The 18,571-nt window shown below is 31.6% G+C and carries 16 protein-coding genes; 11 read left to right on the forward strand and 5 right to left on the reverse strand.

Annotation, left to right across the window (positions count from 1 at the left end; genetic code table 11):
* Positions 1–63 precede the first annotated feature (63 nt).
* On the forward strand, positions 64–969 hold the full coding sequence (locus ACSUE0_RS09700; RefSeq protein ID WP_107530108.1) for a fumarylacetoacetate hydrolase family protein: 906 nt from the start codon (positions 64–66) through the stop codon (positions 967–969).
* 231 nt (positions 970–1,200) lie between these two features.
* Positions 1,201–1,590: a YisL family protein gene (locus tag ACSUE0_RS09705; protein WP_107555674.1), complete on the forward strand. Its 390-nt coding sequence runs from the start codon at positions 1,201–1,203 to the stop codon at positions 1,588–1,590.
* A 145-nt stretch (positions 1,591–1,735) separates the two neighbouring features.
* On the opposite strand, the gene ACSUE0_RS09710 is transcribed toward ACSUE0_RS09705, so the two are convergent.
* On the reverse strand, positions 1,736–2,257 hold the full coding sequence (locus ACSUE0_RS09710) for a TetR/AcrR family transcriptional regulator (protein ID WP_119614057.1): 522 nt from the start codon (positions 2,255–2,257) through the stop codon (positions 1,736–1,738).
* A gap of 137 nt (positions 2,258–2,394) precedes the next feature.
* On the opposite strand from ACSUE0_RS09710, the gene ACSUE0_RS09715 reads away from it, so the two are divergent.
* Complete coding sequence (locus ACSUE0_RS09715; RefSeq protein WP_436957154.1) at positions 2,395–3,303, forward strand: ketopantoate reductase family protein; 909 nt, start codon at positions 2,395–2,397, stop codon at positions 3,301–3,303.
* Between the two features lie 247 nt (positions 3,304–3,550).
* Here the strand turns inward: ACSUE0_RS09715 and ACSUE0_RS09720 are convergent, their stop codons facing one another.
* Positions 3,551–4,873 carry a CoA-disulfide reductase gene (locus ACSUE0_RS09720; protein ID WP_436957156.1) on the reverse strand — a complete coding sequence of 441 codons (1,323 nt, stop codon included), beginning with the start codon at positions 4,871–4,873 and terminating at the stop codon, positions 3,551–3,553.
* A gap of 32 nt (positions 4,874–4,905) precedes the next feature.
* Positions 4,906–5,748 (reverse strand): Cof-type HAD-IIB family hydrolase, encoded by an 843-nt coding sequence (locus tag ACSUE0_RS09725; RefSeq protein ID WP_436957157.1) that lies wholly within the window; start codon positions 5,746–5,748, stop codon positions 4,906–4,908.
* A gap of 113 nt (positions 5,749–5,861) precedes the next feature.
* Here ACSUE0_RS09725 and ACSUE0_RS09730 point away from each other — a divergent pair, with 113 nt between their 5' ends.
* The 3 genes from ACSUE0_RS09730 (at position 5,862) to clpB (ending at position 11,318) form a co-directional block, all read left to right on the forward strand.
* Complete coding sequence (locus tag ACSUE0_RS09730) at positions 5,862–6,170, forward strand: metal-sulfur cluster assembly factor (protein WP_017722322.1); 309 nt, start codon at positions 5,862–5,864, stop codon at positions 6,168–6,170.
* A 218-nt stretch (positions 6,171–6,388) separates the two neighbouring features.
* Positions 6,389–8,218 (forward strand): acyltransferase family protein, encoded by a 1,830-nt coding sequence (locus ACSUE0_RS09735; RefSeq protein ID WP_436957159.1) that lies wholly within the window; start codon positions 6,389–6,391, stop codon positions 8,216–8,218.
* Between the two features lie 490 nt (positions 8,219–8,708).
* Positions 8,709–11,318, forward strand: a complete 2,610-nt coding sequence (gene clpB, locus ACSUE0_RS09740) for an ATP-dependent chaperone ClpB (RefSeq protein WP_119615060.1) — start codon at positions 8,709–8,711, stop codon at positions 11,316–11,318.
* A gap of 217 nt (positions 11,319–11,535) precedes the next feature.
* On the opposite strand, the gene ACSUE0_RS09745 is transcribed toward clpB, so the two are convergent.
* Positions 11,536–11,730, reverse strand: coding sequence for a YjzD family protein (locus tag ACSUE0_RS09745; RefSeq protein ID WP_119615061.1), 195 nt, complete (start codon positions 11,728–11,730; stop codon positions 11,536–11,538).
* A gap of 194 nt (positions 11,731–11,924) precedes the next feature.
* Between ACSUE0_RS09745 and ACSUE0_RS09750 the strand changes: the two genes are divergently transcribed.
* The 3 genes from ACSUE0_RS09750 (at position 11,925) to ACSUE0_RS09760 (ending at position 15,723) form a co-directional block, all read left to right on the forward strand.
* Entirely contained in the window at positions 11,925–12,866 is a 942-nt protein-coding gene (locus tag ACSUE0_RS09750; RefSeq protein ID WP_119615062.1) for a beta-ketoacyl-ACP synthase III, read from the forward strand.
* Positions 12,867–12,877: 11 nt separating this feature from the next.
* Positions 12,878–14,122 carry a beta-ketoacyl-ACP synthase II gene (gene fabF, locus ACSUE0_RS09755; protein ID WP_017722315.1) on the forward strand — a complete coding sequence of 415 codons (1,245 nt, stop codon included), beginning with the start codon at positions 12,878–12,880 and terminating at the stop codon, positions 14,120–14,122.
* Between the two features lie 368 nt (positions 14,123–14,490).
* Complete coding sequence (locus ACSUE0_RS09760) at positions 14,491–15,723, forward strand: MFS transporter (RefSeq protein ID WP_436957162.1); 1,233 nt, start codon at positions 14,491–14,493, stop codon at positions 15,721–15,723.
* A 233-nt stretch (positions 15,724–15,956) separates the two neighbouring features.
* Here ACSUE0_RS09760 and ACSUE0_RS09765 read toward each other — a convergent pair whose 3' ends face one another.
* Positions 15,957–16,331 (reverse strand): DUF3899 domain-containing protein, encoded by a 375-nt coding sequence (locus ACSUE0_RS09765; RefSeq protein ID WP_436957164.1) that lies wholly within the window; start codon positions 16,329–16,331, stop codon positions 15,957–15,959.
* A gap of 244 nt (positions 16,332–16,575) precedes the next feature.
* Here ACSUE0_RS09765 and opp3b point away from each other — a divergent pair, with 244 nt between their 5' ends.
* Both opp3b and opp3C read left to right on the forward strand, forming a co-directional pair.
* A complete protein-coding gene (gene opp3b / locus ACSUE0_RS09770; RefSeq protein WP_017722312.1) occupies positions 16,576–17,502 on the forward strand; it encodes an oligopeptide ABC transporter permease in 927 nt (308 codons plus the stop codon).
* Positions 17,502–18,569 (forward strand): oligopeptide ABC transporter permease, encoded by a 1,068-nt coding sequence (gene opp3C, locus ACSUE0_RS09775; RefSeq protein ID WP_042362992.1) that lies wholly within the window; start codon positions 17,502–17,504, stop codon positions 18,567–18,569. Before opp3b ends, opp3C begins: the two co-directional genes overlap by 1 nt.
* Positions 18,570–18,571 lie beyond the last annotated feature (2 nt).

The following is an 18,571-nucleotide window of genomic DNA, read 5'->3' on the forward strand; positions in this document are numbered from 1 at the left end:
TGTTATTTCTGGGTAAATATAGTTATAATATGTAATAAGATATAGATGAGGAGCTGATATTGAATGAAATTCCTATCATTCAGACATGAAGGACAGACATCTTATGGTGTGAAAGTTAAACGTGAAGAGGCTGCATGGGACTTAAAAAAAGTTTTTGCAGATTTTGCTGAAGGCGAATTCCACCCGAAAACATTATTAAACGGACTTCAACAAAACCAAGTTGTCGATTTTCAAGAACAAGTTCGTAAAGCTGTTGTTGCAGCAGAAGATAGTGGCAAAGGTGACGACTATAAAGTACAATTTAGCGAAATAGAGTTTTTACCGCCAGTCACGCCAACAAATAATGTGATTGCCTTTGGACGTAATTATCAGGATCATGCTAGTGAGCTAAACCATGAAGTTCAGCGATTATATGTGTTTACAAAAGCTGCTTCGTCATTAACTGGTGATAATAGCACGATACCTAACCATAAAGATATTACTGAACAGTTAGATTACGAAGGTGAACTTGGTATTGTAATCGGTAAATCTGGTGAAAAAATTCCTAAAGGTTTAGCACTAGATTACGTATATGGTTATACTATTATTAATGATATTACAGACCGTAAAGCTCAAAATGAACAAGACCAAGCATTCTTATCTAAAAGTTTAACTGGTGGTTGCCCAATAGGTCCTTATATTGTGACAAAAGATGAATTACCTACACCAGAAGATGTGAACATTGTTACGAAAGTAAATAATGAAATCCGTCAAGATGGTAACACAGGTCAAATGATTCTTAAAATAGATGAATTGATAGAAGAAATTTCTAAATTTGTGGCATTACATCCAGGTGATATTATTGCAACTGGCACACCAGCAGGCGTTGGTGCAGGTATGAATCCACCTAAGTTTTTACAACCAGGTGATGAGATTAAAGTTACCATCGATAATATTGGTACATTAACTAATTTTATTGCTGATAAATAAAAAGTATTAAGACAATATAGAGCGCGGGTATACGTATCAAATTTAAAATTTTGATTTGTATCCCGCTCTTTTTACTTAATCTTTAGTAGAGTAATATAGAATTCTTTTTGAAAAATGAAGTGATTTTAAGTATGATAAGGTAAGTAATCTTTTGATTTTATAATTAAAAGACTACAATATACTTTTGTTTTATATACTTTTGAAGTGAAAAATGTGTGGGGGTTATATTATATGTTACATATGCATATAGCAAGTTGGGTATTATTAATTATTTTATTCTTTGCAGCTTACTTTAACTTTTCTGAAAAACAAGGTGCTTCACCTTATTTTAAACCGATTCATATGGTTTTAAGATTATTTATGTTACTTGTGTTAATTTCAGGTTTTTGGGTTTGGATTCAATCATTCTCATCTGATAATGCAGGTGGACATATGTTACTGACATTGAAAATGATTTGCGGTGTGGCAGTCGTTGCATTGATGGAAGTGACAATTACTAAACGTAAAAAAGGTCAACCAAGTCATAGTTTATTATGGACTACTATCGTAGTTATTATCTTGACTATCATTATTGGAATTATTTTACCGATGGGGCCAATTACACAAATGTTTGGTTTGTAAGTTATATAAAAGAGGCTATGACTTCATTGTCATAGTCTCTTTTTTGTTTTTTTGGTAGATATATTTAAACTAATAGGTATTATAGTGTGAGACAACAAACGTTAATATAGAGTATCAAAGTTGCGATGAAACTTTTCCATTTAATCTATAGAAATACATCAATATGTGGCTCTAACAGATGCCATAGTTCATTACTTAATTCATCAATAGAGCACGGTCTAGACTGCTCTATCCACCATATAATAACACCTACTATTGCCGAACCTAAAAATTGTAACGCTATTTCATTATCTTTTTGCTTTATGTTTTGCATGAATTTCTCAGAAAGTGTTTGTCTTAATATATTTAAATCAGATTTTTGTATTAATTGTTTCAAGATAAAATATTGTTTATCTATAGCTATGAGTATTTCACCCATATTTGCTTTACCATCTTGTTGAAGGTTCATCGTACTCTCGCATTTTTCAATTGCTTCGGCTAATATAAAATCTAATGACTGATTAAGTATGTCGTATTTATCTAAAAAGTTTAAGTAAATCGTTCCTCTATTGATATTAGAAGCTTCGGCAATATCTTTCATAGATATTTTAGCAATGTCCTTTTTTTGCATGAGCTTTATAAAATTTTCGATAATAAGTTGACGTGATTTTTCTTTTCTTTTATCCATAACTATTCCTCATTTATCAACGATTTTTGAAATCTGTACAATAAGCATCAACATACTTATTTTGTTTATTGAGTTTAACTTTTTATAATGATAAGTTCAAGTTAATGAACAAATGTTCATTAAAAAGGAGGACGTATATGAATATACTTATTTATGGCGCTGGAGTACAAGGGCAATATTTAGCACATGTATTAAATCAACCAGAAAATAACATAACACTATTAGCTAGAGGTCAAAATTATAAACACTTAAATGATAGAGGGGTTGTACTGAATCATTATTTACAAAATAAAAGAACTACGGATCACTTTAACTATGTAAGTAATTTAGGTAAGAATGATAGTTATGATATTATCTTTGTAACAATGAAGTATTCAGATTTTTACTCAGTTGTACCTTCAATAGCTCAAAATATAAGCACCAATATTATTTTTATAGGTAATAACACCGATCCTCATAAGCTTCGTGAAACAGTACTTCACCAATCCATCACACATAAAAATATATCTTTTGGTTTTTTAATGACTGGAGGAAATAGAGGGGATAGTGCAACAACTGTTATTCGATTTAATGCAGGGGAATTAAAAGTAAGCCATCTTAATGGAGTAATACCATTCCATAATAAACTTGATGCAATTTTTAAAAATTCATCTATAAAATTAACTTATGAAACAAGGTTCGAAGATTGGTTAATGTCACATGCCGCAATGATAATACCTCTAAACGCAGGGATATCATTGAAAAATAAATATAAAGAAAATCAAAAACAACTTCTAAGTAATATGATTAAGTCATATAATGAATTACATTTATTAATTGGGCATAGTAACTATAATATTGTCCCAAAATTACAGTCAACGCTTTTTAAGAATTTTAAATGTCTTGCTTATCCACTATTAAAATTAATTATTAATATCAAAATAATGAATCAAATTCAAGGTTCCAATTCAGAAGTCAATGCTTTATATAAAGATATAAAATTGTTAAATAAACAAACAGCGTTAACAACAAATTATTTAGATGAAATGATTATAGAATCAAGATAATAAAGTTTAACTATATTATCATCAATTTTTTTCGATATAAAGAAGATTATTCATAAGTATAATTGTTAAAAGTGTAGTTAAGTAAAATACGAAAATTTCTAGAAAAAGAAAGCAACGTTTTAGAATTATTCTGTTTTATAGCAAATCTAAACGATAAATTACTAATAAAAACCGATAATTTCTACTCAGTATGTGATTAGAAATTATCGGTTTTTATTTTCTGTGTTAGTAAAATAAAGTTGATTTTTTATTTATTTCGAGCTTTATAGCCTATCATATTAATAATATCTTTAGGTCTGCTGTATGGTGGTGCATAAGCAACTTCAAATTCTGTCAGTTCATCAATTGTTAATTTTTGCATCATTGCCATCGATAAGACATCGATACGTTTGTCTACGCCTTTTTCTCCAACTGCAGCAGCACGAATAATACGTCTGTTAGCTTTGTCAAAATAAACACGTAAGTGTAATTTTTTATTTCCAGGGTAATATCCCGCATGTTCACCTTGATTAACTTCGACTATTCCATAATCAAAATGTTTTAATTCTTGTGGCGATAATCCCACGCTAGCAAAGGTATAATCGAAGAATTTTACGATATTTGAACCTAAAAAGCCTTTGAATTTTACTTTAGGGTTACCCGCCAATTGTTCAGCAATGATACTTGCACCACGATGTGCTCCCCATGCAAGGGGCACGTGTGCATTTAAGTCAACGTGTCTATAATGTGATGTTATGATATCACCAAGCGCATATATATTTGGTATATTAGTCTGAAATTGGTCATTAACAGGGATATAACCTTTGTCATCTAAAGTGATATTCGATGATTGAATAAACCCTGAATTTGGTTTTACACCGACACCTTCAATAATTAAATCAAATGTTTCTACTTTACCAGAGGAGAAATATACTTCGTTACCATCTACTTTTGTGATTTCTTCATTAAAGTGATAAGTGATATGACGTTTATCCATTTCATCAATAATAGCTTGGTTCATATCTTGATCCATCAATTTATTAATGTGAGTTGAGCGATGGATTAGAGTAGGCGTGATACCGCGTTCATAAAGGTTATCTAAAATTTCTAAGCCTATATAACCCGTACCTACAACAAGTGCTTTCTTTACATTTTGTTGTTCAATAAAAGTCTCAATTGCATCTGTATCTTCCATATTTCTTAAAGTAAATGCTATAGGACTATTTAAGTTCAACGAATTTGCACTACATCCAGGGCTTAATATTAAAGTATCATAGTGTTCTTCAAACGAAGTATCGTTTACGTGATCATAGACTGTAATTGTTTGTGAATCATCATTTATAGATGTCACTTCATGATATGTTTTTACAATAATATTTTTAGAATCATAAAAAGCTTCTGGCGTTGCTTCAAGTACTTTGTCGCGTGAATCAACGACATTGCCTAAATAGTAAGGTAACGCACAGTTAGCGAAACTCATATCACGATCTTTTTCGAAAACAACAATTTCGCTTTCTTGATCCAATCTTCTTATTTGACTAGCTACAGTTGCGCCTCCAGCAACTGCACCAACGACTACAATTTTATTCATATTGAATGGCCTCCTCAAATTAAAATCGCAAATTAAATTTGAGATTTTATAGTTTCTTTATAAGGCATATTTAATTGGAAATAATCATTTAAATATCGTCCAATACCATCTTTATTATTAGAATATGTAACTTGGTTTGCGACGTGTTTAAGTTCGTCCAAGCCATTGTCCATGGCAATACCGTATTTAGCATATTTAATCATTTCTAAGTCATTATCTTCATCACCGAACGCGATAATATGATTTCTGTCGATACCTAAATGAGTCTTTACGTAATCTATACCGCGTGCCTTACTAATTCCTTGTTTAACAATTTCAATGACTGGAAATGGTGATCCCCATCTACGATGCTCTATGTTTTCTGCGTAAAAGCGTGTTAACATTTGTTTGACTCTAGGAATCATGAATTCTTCTGCTTCAACTAAAATAGATGTAGGGGGTTCAGTTAATGAAGTGAGTAAATCTCCAGTTTCTACTTTTGGATTGCCCATTGAAAATCCATCAAATAATCTTTGATCATAGTTATTAATAAACACGTAGTCTTTGACTTCTGCAATGATATTAGATACACCATAATCATTCAAACTTTTTATAATATTTTTTGATAAATCTAAATCTAATACATCATGTTTGATTTCAAATTGATCATCTTTGGGATGATGTACGAATGCACCATTAAAGTTAACAACTGGCGTATCCATATTCAATTCATGGTAATAAATTTGGCTAGCTCTATATGGTCTACCAGTGGCAATCATTAATTTATGCCCTTGTATTTGTAATTTAGTTAATACTTCTTTTGTATAAGGTGTGATTTCTTTTTCATCATTTAAAAGTGTTCCGTCTAAATCTAGACAAATTAAATAAGGTTCCATTGAATTCTCCTTAATGTTTAATAATTGACGTATGAATATCATAGCATTTTATTGGCGTTTTGTAAGATATTTGATATATTGTTAGTATGATTAATTACAAAGAGGTGAAATGTATGGATGAAGGATTAAAAGATAGCATATTGAATGCTTTAGAAATGGTTATTGACCCTGAGTTAGGTATCGATATCGTAAACTTAGGTTTAATATATAACGTAGACGTAGATGACGAAGGCTTATGTACTGTAGAAATGACTTTAACATCTATGGGGTGTCCAATGGGACCTCAAATTGTAAATCAAGTTAAAATGGTGTTAGCAGAAATTCCAGAGATTTCAGATACAGAAGTAAATATTGTTTGGAGTCCACCATGGGGCAAAGAAATGATGTCTCGTTATGCTAAAATTGCTTTAGGTATCGGTTAAACAAAATTAAAATAGTAATTATAAAATAGTCTAATGTACTTAATTGTACATTGGGCTATTTTTTTAGCTAAAATTCAGGGCATTTAAAAACATATTTTTTCTGTAGTGCAATTCATTAAAATAATTGCAGTTGTATTACAGAAGCATTACAATAATTGAGTGTATGATGAGGAATAATAATAAAATATTTTATTTTGGGGATGAAAGAATGAATAGAAATGAACAATAATTTAAATAAGCATAAGCAGTTAAAGTATAATACTCGCTATATGCCAGGTTTAGATGGATTGCGAGCAATCGCGGTCATAGGTATTATAATCTATCATTTAAACAAACAGTGGTTGACTGGTGGCTTTTTAGGTGTAGATACATTCTTTGTGATTTCCGGTTATTTGATAACTAGCTTATTACTTTTTGAATATGAGTCCACAGGTATTATTAATTTAAAACAATTTTGGTTAAGGCGAATTAAAAGGTTAATCCCAGCCATGTTGGTACTTGTGATGGTTATAACGGTAGCAAGTTTAATATTTAAACCTGCTGAAATTGTAAATATTAAACAAGATGCCTTTGCAGCTATTTTTTATGTATCTAATTGGTGGTACATTGCAACAGATGTTAATTATTTCGAACATTTTGCTTTTATGCCATTAAAACATTTATGGTCACTTGCAATTGAAGAACAATTCTATATTATTTTTCCTATCGTCTTTATTTTATTACTGCTCACAATAAAGAAATATAGAAATGTAACTTTAGTGCTTTGGATAATCTCATTAGTTTCTTTATTAACAATGATTATTATTGGCCAAGCACAAACCGGCCATTCACGCGTTTATTTTGGTACTGATACACGGTTACAGACCATGCTATTAGGTGTGATTTTTGCATTTGTTTGGCCTCCGTTTAAATTAAAGAAAAACCCAAACTATATATTGAGAACTATCATTGATAGTATAGGCATTATTGGAATCGCACTATTATTAATGCTGTTCTTTAAAGTGAATGAAAATAGTAATTGGATATATAATGGTGGTTTTTATTTAATTTCAGGATTGACGTTATTTGTAATTATTAGCGCAGTACATCCTTCTGGTTATTTTGCTAAAATATTAGGAAACCCGTTATTTATTTACATAGGGAAACGTTCTTATAGTTTGTATTTATGGCATTTTCCTGTAATTAGCTTTATACATTCATATTATGTAGATGGACAATTACCTGCTTATGTTTATGTTATTGATATTATTTTAACTATTGTGTTGGCAGAAATGTCTTATCGTTATATAGAGACACCGTTTAGAAAACAGGGTATAAGAGCATTTAGTATCTCACGTGGAAATAAACAGGCAGTAATTAGATCAATCGTGTTAATTCTATTTTTATTGCCTGCAATATTTGTCTTTGTAGGGAGCTTTGACAAACTAGGGAAAAATGATATAAATCATAAAGCAACGTCGTACAATACGAATGAAATAGATAAATATTTAGTCAGACCAATTCCAGTTGATAATGTTAACTTTTTAGGAGGTTCTGACTCTAAAAAAGATAAAGATAATGAAGTATATGCAGATTTAAAACCATTACTAATTGGAGATTCTGTAATGGTTGATATTGGAGAAACCTTTAAAATGAAAGTACCACATGCTAATATTGATGGCCAAGTTGGTAGGAATTTATATGAAGCGACACCATTAGTTGATCAAAAATATCAAAATTATAATCAAAAATCAGATCAAGTTATCTTAGAGTTGGGAACAAATGGAGATTTTTCCGAAGAACAATTAAATGAATTAATTAAAAAATTCGGTGAAGCTCAAGTATATTTAGTGAATACTCGAGTACCTAGAAATTATGAAAGTCACGTTAATGAGTTGATGTCAGACGCTGCCAAAAAACATGATAATGTTACTTTAATTGATTGGTACAAAAGATCTGAAGGTCATTCAGAATATTTTGCACCTGATGGTATACATTTAGAAAATACGGGTATCAAAGCAATGATAGATGAAATATTAAAACATATTACTCCTAAAAAGGATAAATAGAGTTTGCATGACTTTACAAAAGAGAATGACAGTGGGGTTAGATGAATCTATTATAAAGAATTAGTATGTGAAGTTGGTAAGTAATAGCATCTCATTTCAATTTTAAAGCTAGTTTACTAGCATAGCTTGGCGAGATTATCTATTCATTTTAAAAAATGGAGTAGTGTGTTCTCGCTTTTTTAATTTTTAGTTATTCATTAAATTAAAACTTATTAAAAAGTTACTAAAACGTTAAGTACTTTATTAGTAATAAAATAGTTAATGATATTATTTTGTAAAAATTTATGGAGGAAAAGGGGTGTTTATTTAATTTAGATAATGGGGAAAACATTAATATAACAAGCTTTAACAATGTTGAAAAAATTTAAAAATTATAATCATAAGTGTTGAAAAGTAACATTGAAAGGACTATAATTAAGTTAAGGTCAAAGAAAGTCAAAGTCAAACTTAAAGACGCTTGATCAAATACTAAATGGTGAGGTGAATCATTTTGGATATTAATCAAATGACCTATGCTGTTCAAGGAGCTTTACAAAAAGCTGTTGAATTAGCAAAAGCAAATGAAAACCAAAATATAGAAATTGAAGCTGTATTAAAAGCAGCGCTTGAAGAAAACGAAAGTTTATTTAAAAGTGTGTTAGAAAGAGCTAATATTGATACTGAACATTTAAACAATGCATATACTAATAAATTGAAAAACTATCCAACCGTACAAGGAGATAACATTCAATACGGACAATATATTAGTTCAAAAGCAAATGAATTATTCAATAGTTCAGAATCATATATGAAATCATATGAAGATGAATACATTTCAATGGAACATATCATATTAGCTGCAATGGATGTTGATGATACAACAAAACAATATGTGGATAATAAAAAAGAAATTATCGTAGAAATTATTAAAAAAATAAGAGGGGGAAACCATGTGACGACACAAAATCCAGAGGCAAATTATGAAGCCTTAGAAAAATATGGTAGAGATTTAGTTGAAGAAGTTCGTCAAGGTAATATGGATCCAGTGATTGGACGTGACGAAGAAATAAGAAATACCGTAAGAATCTTAAGTAGAAAAACAAAAAACAATCCTGTGCTTATCGGTGAGCCAGGTGTAGGTAAAACAGCTATTGTTGAAGGTTTAGCGCAGAGAATTGTTAGAAAAGACGTACCTGAGTCGTTATTAGATAAGACAATATTTGAATTAGACTTAAGTGCACTTGTTGCAGGCGCAAAATATCGTGGAGAATTTGAAGAAAGACTGAAAGCAGTCTTGAAAGAAGTGAAAGATTCAGACGGTAGAATTATATTATTTATAGATGAAATTCATATGCTTGTAGGTGCTGGTAAAACTGAAGGTGCAATGGATGCTGGGAACATGTTGAAACCTATGCTTGCTAGAGGTGAATTGCACTGTATTGGGGCTACAACACTAAATGAATATAGAGAATATATTGAAAAAGATTCAGCTTTAGAACGTCGTTTCCAAAAAGTAAATGTATCGGAACCAGATGTAGAAGACACAATTTCAATCTTACGTGGTTTGAAAGAACGCTATGAAGTTTATCATGGTGTACGTATACAAGATAAGGCGTTAGTAGCGGCCGCAGAACTTTCAGACCGTTATATCACAGATCGCTTTCTTCCAGATAAAGCAATCGATTTAGTTGACCAAGCGTGTGCGACAATTAGAACAGAAATGGGTTCTAACCCAACAGAATTAGACCAAGTTAATCGTCGAGTAATGCAATTAGAAATCGAAGAAAGTGCATTGAAAAATGAATCCGATAATGCAAGTAAACAACGTTTACAAGAGTTACAACAAGAATTATCCAATGAAAAGGAAAAACAAAACGCAATTCAATCTCGTGTTGAAGAAGAGAAAGAAAAAATTGCTAAGTTACAAGAAAAACGTACGGAATTAGATGAAAATAGAAAGGCATTAGAAGATGCTGAAAATAATTACAACTTAGAAAGAGCAGCTGAATTGCAACATGGTACAATTCCTGAATTAGAAAAAGAATTACGCGAATTAGAGGATGCATTCCAAAATGAACAAAATGGAGATAATGAACGTATTATTCGTGAAATTGTTTCTGATGAAGAAATTGGAGATATTGTTAGTTCATGGACAGGTATTCCGGTTTCGAAACTTGTAGAAACTGAAAGAGAGAAACTGTTGAACCTTTCAGATATACTACATGAACGTGTTGTTGGACAAGATAAAGCAGTAGATTTAGTTTCTGATGCTGTTGTAAGAGCACGTGCAGGTATCAAAGATCCTAACAGACCTATTGGTAGTTTCTTATTCTTAGGTCCTACAGGTGTAGGTAAAACAGAATTAGCTAAATCATTAGCATCAACATTATTTGATTCAGAGAAACACATGATTCGCATTGATATGAGTGAGTATATGGAGAAACATTCTGTCTCTCGTCTAATTGGAGCGCCTCCAGGTTATGTAGGACATGACGAAGGTGGTCAATTAACAGAATCGGTTCGCCGTAATCCATATTCTGTAATTCTATTAGATGAAATTGAAAAAGCTCACAGTGATGTATTTAACGTATTGTTACAAATACTTGAAGAAGGTCGCTTGACGGATTCTAAAGGGCGTGAAGTAGATTTTAAAAATACAATTATTATAATGACTAGTAACATAGGTTCGCAAATTTTATTAGAAAATGTTAAAGATTCAGGTGTGATAACTGAAACAACAGAAAAAGCTGTGATGAACAGTTTAAACCAATATTTTAAACCTGAAATTATTAACCGTATGGATGACATTGTTTTATTTAAACCTTTATCTATTAAAGACATGAGTTTAATTGTTGAAAAATTATTAACAGAGTTAAATATTAGATTAATGGGGCAACGTATTTCAATCAATGTATCAGATGAAGCAAAAGCTTGGTTAGGCGAAGAAGCTTATGAACCACAGTTCGGTGCAAGACCATTGAAACGTTTCATCCAAAGACAAATTGAAACACCATTAGCACGTAAAATGATTAGAGAAAACTTACCTGAAGGTACAACTATCGATATTGCATTGACTGATGATGGTTTAACATTTTCTGAAAATAAACCCGAAACAGTTTAATAAATACTATTAATTATAAAGCAATTTTGCTAATTAAAATAATTTAGTTGGGAACGCGTAATAGAAAGCAAATTAAGCACTTGTTTTCTGAGGCGTTCCCTTTTATTATAAAAAAACAAGTCCAAGACATTTATATGCCTTGGACTTGTTTAATGTTATAGTCATCTTTGACGTAGATAAGACAATGGAATCATAAGAATATTGTCCTGCGCCATATTTAGTGGTGTTCTTTGGCCTCATGTTTACTAGGTTTAATCATCATATCAAATAAAACGATAATAATTGTAAAAGCAATCGCTCCAAAGATCGGTGTTACATAGTTAAGTTCACCGCCACCATTCAAACTATTAAGTACGAAATTAATCATTTGTAATAAAACAATAGACCAAAATAAAACTGCGAGGTATTTCATTATGTAATGCCTCCAATATAATATATATAACTTCATTATAAATAATTAAGTGTAGTTTGTATAGAGAGAAGTAATATTTAAAATTTCGATGTGTTGTTCTTGTATTTGAAATGTGTATTATGTTAAATTAATACCTGGTATTAAAAGTTTAATTCAAATAAAAATTAAAATTAAGATTAAGAAGGTGTACAACCATGGATGTGGGTATTAAAGGTTTTGGTGCATACGCACCTGAAAAAGTTGTTGAAAATACCTATTTTGAATCATTTTTAGAAACTTCAGATGAGTGGATTTCACAAATGACTGGTATTAAAGAGCGTAGATGGGCAGATGAAAACGAAGAAACTTCTGACATGGCTTATCAAGCGAGCTTAAAAGCAATCAAAGATGCAGGGATTGAAGCTTCAGAAATCGACATGATTATTGTAGCGACATCGACAGGTGATTTTCCTTTCCCAACAGTAGCTAATATTTTACAAGAAAAATTAGGCGTGGGGAAAGTTGCTTCCATGGATCAACTTGCAGCATGCAGTGGTTTTATGTATGCAATGATTAATGCAAAACAATTTGTACAATCTGGTGATTATAAAAATATATTAGTTGTCGGCGTAGATAAATTATCTAAAATCACTGACTTTACAGATCGTTCAACAGCTATTTTATTTGGAGACGGTGCTGGCGCAGTAGTTATTAGTGAGGTATCAGAAGGGCGTGGTATTTTAAGTTATGAACTAGGTTCAGATGGCTCAGGAGCAAAACACTTATTTTTAAACCCAGAAAATGGCAAAATATTTATGAACGGTCGTGAAGTATTTAAGTTTGCTGTAAGAATCATGGGTGAAGCGTCAACAAACGCGGTGGCTAAAGCAAATTTAACACCTGATGATGTTGATATGTTTGTACCACACCAAGCAAACATTAGAATAATGGAGTCTGCTAGAGAACGTTTGGGTATTACCAAAGAAAAAATGAGTGTTTCTGTAGATAGATTCGGAAATACGTCAGCAGCATCTATTCCATTAAGTATCGGCCAAGAATTAGAAAACGGTAAAATTAAAGATGACGATGTCCTTGTATTAGTCGGTTTTGGTGGCGGCTTAACATGGGGCGCTGTCACACTAAGATGGGGAAAATAGGAGGATAAATTATGAGCAAAGAACAGCGTGTTGTAATAACAGGAATTGGCGCATTATCACCTCTAGGCAACGATGCTAAATCATCGTGGGATAACGCGTTGAAAGGTGTAAGTGGTATTGATAATATTACAAGATTAGATACAACAGATTACAGTGTTCATTTAGCTGGAGAACTAAAAGATTTTAATATAGAAGACCATATCCCGAAAAAAGAAGCACGTAGAATGGATCGTTTTACTCAATATGCGTTAGTAGCTGCTAGAGAAGCGGTTCAAGATGCTAAACTTGAAATTAACGAAAAAACTGCCAATAGAATTGGAGTATGGATTGGTTCAGGAATTGGCGGTATGGAAACATTTGAAATTTCTCATAATCAATTAATTAACCGTGGTCCAAGAAAAGTGAGCCCATTTTTTGTACCAATGCTTATACCTGATATGGCAACAGGCCAAGTGTCTATTGATATTGGTGCCAAAGGTCCAAATGGTTCTACAGTAACAGCTTGTGCAACTGGTACAAACTCAATTGGGGAAGCGTTCAAGATTATTCAACGTGGTGATGCAGATGCAATGGTTACAGGTGGAGCTGAAGCGCCAATCACACATATGGCAATTGCAGGATTTAGTGCTAGTCGCGCATTATCTACAAATGATGATAAAGAAACCGCATGTCGCCCTTTCCAAGAAGGTCGTGATGGATTCATCATGGGTGAAGGTGCTGGTATTGTAGTATTAGAGTCTTTAGAATCAGCACAAGCACGCGGTGCTCAAATTTATGCAGAAGTTGTAGGGTATGGTTCGACTGGAGATGCATATCATATTACAGCTCCAGCACCACAAGGTGAAGGCGGCTCTCGTGCTATGCAAGCAGCGATGGATGATGCTGGTATTGAAGCTAAAGATATTCAATATCTTAATGCGCATGGTACAAGTACGCCAGTGGGTGACTTAACTGAAATCCAAGCTATAAAAAATACATTTGGTGAAGCTGCTTCTACATTAAAAGTAAGTTCAACTAAATCAATGACAGGTCATTTACTTGGTGCAACAGGTGGTATTGAGGCAATATTTTCTGCGCTTTCAATTAGAGATAGCCGTATTGCACCTACAATTAATGCGAACACACCAGATCCAGAATGTGATTTAGATATCGTTCCTAACCAAGCAGAAGATTTAGATATTACTTATGCAATGAGTAACAGTTTAGGTTTCGGTGGACATAATGCAGTGATTGTGTTGAAGAAATTTAGTGACTAAAATTGTATAGTATTTTCATACTGTTATATTATAAATATTAAAATAAACCAAACGCTATATTTTTAGTGTTTGGTTTATTTTGCGTTCAGGTAAATTTTGAAAGATATATTTTAAAAATTTATCAAAATATTTTAATCTCTATTTGAGGCTTTATTCAAAATAGGCAGACTAATATTTATAAATGCTCTTGTTAGTATAAATTAGTTTTATTTAAGCAAATAAAACATATGAAGTATTTAAATAGTTAAAGCATATCCTTATTGGCCATATTAGTATTTAAAAGTATAATTTATTTAATCATCTGTTCACAATATACATTTAATGTATAATACTAAACATTGATAAAGTAAACAAAGGGGGGACATAAGATGAAAAGGTTTTTAACTCTATCCACAACATTAAAAACACGACTTATAGCAGATTTTATATTAATTATTGCGAGCCAAGCGATTTTACCTTTTTTGGCATTATATTTAACTAGTAAAGTGAATGCAGTATTTGCGGGTGTTTTCTTAATTACAAATCTTATTGTAAGTTTCATTGTGTCCTTCATAGGAGGGTATATAGGGGACAATTATAATAGGAAGAAAGTGGTAAATTACATTCATTTTCTTTATGCAATTTGTCTTATTATTTTAAGTATAACAGTTACTATGGATGGTATAGGATTAGTTGTTTTTTGTGTGACAGTCTTTATTTTTGAAATTATGTTTGCTGCGAGTGAACCTATTTTTGAGGCAGCGATTATGGATGCAATTTATGAAGAAGTTCGCGAATACGTGTATCAACTAAATTATTGGATGTTTAATATTAGCACAGCAATTGGAATGGTGCTAGGTGCTTTACTCTATTTAGGTCATAAACGATTATTATTTATGATATTTTTCTTAGCAATGCTTATAAGTTGGTACCTTTTTGAGAAATACTATGATGTAGAGCAAGTTTATAACAAAAAAGAAGAATTAACATCAAAATTTAAACATTTTATTAATAGTTACCATACTGTTATTAAAGATAAATACTTTATGATGTTAAATTTAGGCTTTATGTTAGTAATTATGGCAGAGTTAAGTTTAAATTCTTATATTGTGGTTAGGTTGAAGTCTGATTTTGAACCATTAAGCTTTTTTGGGTTTTACATAGATGGAGTGAGAATGTTTACTGTTATTATGATAATCAATACACTTGTTGTAGCTACATTAACTTTTACAGTAAATAGAGTTGTGGAATCAACATCCAAAAGAATTGCATTTATTTTAGGTATTATATTATATACCGTTGGTTATAGTGTGTTGACGTCTGCGAGTTCATTTTGGATTTTATGTTTATTCTCAATTATTGCTACATTAGGGGAGTTAATATATTCGCCTATACAAAACGCACAAAGATTTTTAATGATACCAGATGATAAACGTAGTACATATAATACATTTGGTATGGTTTCGTTTTATGGTGGTAATTTATTAGCACGTTCTGGATTAATTATAGGGGCTTTTGTTTTACCATGGATGATGTCGGTATATGTTGCAACCGTTGTTTTAATAGGGTTTGTATTGTTATATTATGCTTTGTTTTGTAACCCGAATATTGAAACGAAATAATAAAAAGAGAGCAACAAATCAATTTTAGCTAAAATGATTTAGTTGTATTAATCTGTTTTTAGCAAAGCTAACTAGCAGTAAAACTATAATCATTTAGTGGTATTATAACGCATTAGTCCGAGACATAAGTAGGTGTCTCGGGCTAATTTTTTGTTTGAATGTTTGATAGCATTACAAAACATATATAACGAATCATTATTTTAATTAATTAAATTAACCAATTAGGTTGGACTTTAAATTAAAAATGATATAACGATTGTGAGTATTAAATAAAATAAATTAAAACTAAATGCAATTTTTACCCATGGAGAGACAAAATAGTCATCTTTTTTAACTTGTTTAGGTTTAAAAAATTCATCATTTTCTATGGTATCTTTGTGTTTTTTACTTGAAAGTTGATATTTTAGTCTTCTAAAACCATAACTTGTAGGATCAAAAATACCTTCTTGAACGATAATGATAATATAAAAGAATATGGTTAATGAAATCGAAATATAGAAGAAAATATTAATAAAATATATTAAGGTATGTGAAAAGAAAAACCAAAACAGCAAAGAAAGTATGGGTGTTAAAAACGCCCAACCAAATATAGAAGTTAAAGTTCTCATTATTTTGTCTCCTTTAATTAATAAATTTATTGTAACTTAAAATTACTTAAAAATGAATAATAATTAATGGAATTTCTTTTACAACAATACTTATAAGATTAATAAATTTATTTAAAAATTGATTACTTTAATAATGTAAAGTAAAACAATGTTGATTAAAATATGAACTAAAAGTATAATGTTATTAAATATTTCTGAATATTTTGAAGGGAATGTTTATTCTGAAATTAAAGGGGGATAAAATATGCTTAAGTATATTATGAAGCGATTAGGGTATATGATTTTGTCATTATTCATAATCATAACGATCACGTTTTTCTTAATGAAGTTAATGCCTGGTTCACCATTTAATGATGAAAAATTAAATGAAGAGCAGAAACAAATTTTAAATGAAAAATATGGTCTGAATGATCCGGTACCTGTACAGTATGCCAGTTATCTAAAGAATGTAGTTACGGGGGACTTTGGTAACTCATTCCAATATGACAACCAACCTGTTTGGGACTTAATAAAACCGAGATTATTACCGTCATTTGAGATGGGGATGACAGCGATGGTTATCGGTGTAATACTAGGTTTGATTTTGGGGGTCATAGCAGCAGTACGGCAAAACACCTGGGTGGATTATTCTGCAACGGTAATTTCAGTTATTGCTGTTTCAGTACCGTCATTTGTATTAGCAGTATTATTGCAGTATGTCTTTTCAGTAAGATTACAGTGGTTTCCTGTTGCGGGTTGGGAAGGGTTATCAACAGCAGTGCTACCTTCACTAGCTTTATCTGCAGCAGTACTAGCAACCGTGGCTAGATACATAAGAGCGGAAATGATTGAAGTATTAAGTTCAGATTATATCTTGTTAGCACGTGCCAAAGGTAATTCAACAATGAGAGTGCTATTTGGTCATGCATTAAGGAATGCATTAATTCCAGTCATAACAATTATTGTGCCTATGTTAGCGAGTATCCTGACAGGTACATTAACAATTGAAAATATCTTTGGTGTGCCTGGTTTAGGGGATCAATTCGTTAGATCAATAACAACAAATGACTTCCCAGTTATCATGGCAACGACGATTTTATTCAGTACACTATTTATTGTTTCCATTTTCCTTGTAGACATATTATATGGTGTTATTGATCCACGTATACGTGTACAAGGGGGTAAAAAATAATGGCTGATAAAAGAGATGAAAAATTAAATGATGATCATTCAAATGCAGTGATGACTACTACCTCTGAAGCTATTCCAGCATCCGACTTTATTAGAAGTAACAATGATATTGAAAAAGAACCTGAAATGCAAAGAGAGAGCAAAAACTTTTGGCAAGATGCATGGACACAATTGAAACGTAATAAACTCGCAGTAGTAGGGATGATTGGTTTGATTTTCATTGTGTTATTAGCGTTAATAGGGCCACTGTTAAGTTCACATGATTATGCTGAACAAGATGTTGAGCGTCGTAATCTACCTGCTAAGATACCAGTGCTAGACCAAATTTCATTCTTACCTTTTGATGGTGAGGGTGCACAAGGTGTCGATGCTTATAAAGAAGCAGGGGTTAAAGAGAACTTCTGGTTCGGTACAGACCAATTAGGTAGAGATTTATGGTCAAGAACATGGCAAGGTGCACAAGTATCATTATTTATTGGTGTTGTCGCTGCTTTACTAGATATATTTATAGGTGTCATATACGGAGCAATATCAGGATTCTTTGGAGGTCGAATAGATAATGTCATGCAACGTATAATAGAAGTTGTAGCTTCTATTCCAACACTTATTGTTGTGATTTTATTTGTACTGATCTTTGAACCATCTATATGGACGATTATTTTAGCGATGGCTATTACAGGATGGATTGGTATGAGTCGTGTTGTTCGTGGAGAATTTTTAAAGTTGAAAAACCAAGAATTTGTTTTGGCTTCAAAAACATTGGGTGCATCAAAATTCAAACTGATTTTCAAACATATTTTACCTAACACGTTAGGTGTTATTGTAGTGACTTCAATGTTTACAGTGCCTAACGCAATATTCTTTGAAGCATTCTTAAGCTTTATTGGTATTGGGGTACCTGCACCAAGAACATCTTTGGGTTCTTTGGTAAATGAAGGTAGAGCTATGTTGCTCATCCACCCACATGAACTATTTATACCAGCGTTAGTATTAAGTTTACTAATCTTATTCTTCTATCTATTTAGTGATGGATTACGTGATGCATTTGATCCGAAAATGCGTAGATAATA

The organism is Staphylococcus sp. AS1337, assembly GCF_051408735.1.
Classification (GTDB): Bacteria; Bacillota; Bacilli; order Staphylococcales; family Staphylococcaceae; genus Staphylococcus; species Staphylococcus xylosus_B.

Coding starts and splice junctions, on each gene's coding strand:
- ACSUE0_RS09700 (WP_107530108.1), top strand. CDS start 64: ATGAAATTCCTATCATTCAGACATGAAGGACAGACATCTTATGGTGTG.
- ACSUE0_RS09705 (WP_107555674.1), top strand. CDS start 1,201: ATGTTACATATGCATATAGCAAGTTGGGTATTATTAATTATTTTATTC.
- ACSUE0_RS09710 (WP_119614057.1), bottom strand. CDS start 2,257: ATGGATAAAAGAAAAGAAAAATCACGTCAACTTATTATCGAAAATTTT.
- ACSUE0_RS09715 (WP_436957154.1), top strand. CDS start 2,395: ATGAATATACTTATTTATGGCGCTGGAGTACAAGGGCAATATTTAGCA.
- ACSUE0_RS09720 (WP_436957156.1), bottom strand. CDS start 4,873: ATGAATAAAATTGTAGTCGTTGGTGCAGTTGCTGGAGGCGCAACTGTA.
- ACSUE0_RS09725 (WP_436957157.1), bottom strand. CDS start 5,748: ATGGAACCTTATTTAATTTGTCTAGATTTAGACGGAACACTTTTAAAT.
- ACSUE0_RS09730 (WP_017722322.1), top strand. CDS start 5,862: ATGGATGAAGGATTAAAAGATAGCATATTGAATGCTTTAGAAATGGTT.
- ACSUE0_RS09735 (WP_436957159.1), top strand. CDS start 6,389: ATGAACAATAATTTAAATAAGCATAAGCAGTTAAAGTATAATACTCGC.
- ACSUE0_RS09745 (WP_119615061.1), bottom strand. CDS start 11,730: ATGAAATACCTCGCAGTTTTATTTTGGTCTATTGTTTTATTACAAATG.
- ACSUE0_RS09750 (WP_119615062.1), top strand. CDS start 11,925: ATGGATGTGGGTATTAAAGGTTTTGGTGCATACGCACCTGAAAAAGTT.
- fabF (WP_017722315.1), top strand. CDS start 12,878: ATGAGCAAAGAACAGCGTGTTGTAATAACAGGAATTGGCGCATTATCA.
- ACSUE0_RS09760 (WP_436957162.1), top strand. CDS start 14,491: ATGAAAAGGTTTTTAACTCTATCCACAACATTAAAAACACGACTTATA.
- ACSUE0_RS09765 (WP_436957164.1), bottom strand. CDS start 16,331: ATGAGAACTTTAACTTCTATATTTGGTTGGGCGTTTTTAACACCCATA.
- opp3b (WP_017722312.1), top strand. CDS start 16,576: ATGCTTAAGTATATTATGAAGCGATTAGGGTATATGATTTTGTCATTA.
- opp3C (WP_042362992.1), top strand. CDS start 17,502: ATGGCTGATAAAAGAGATGAAAAATTAAATGATGATCATTCAAATGCA.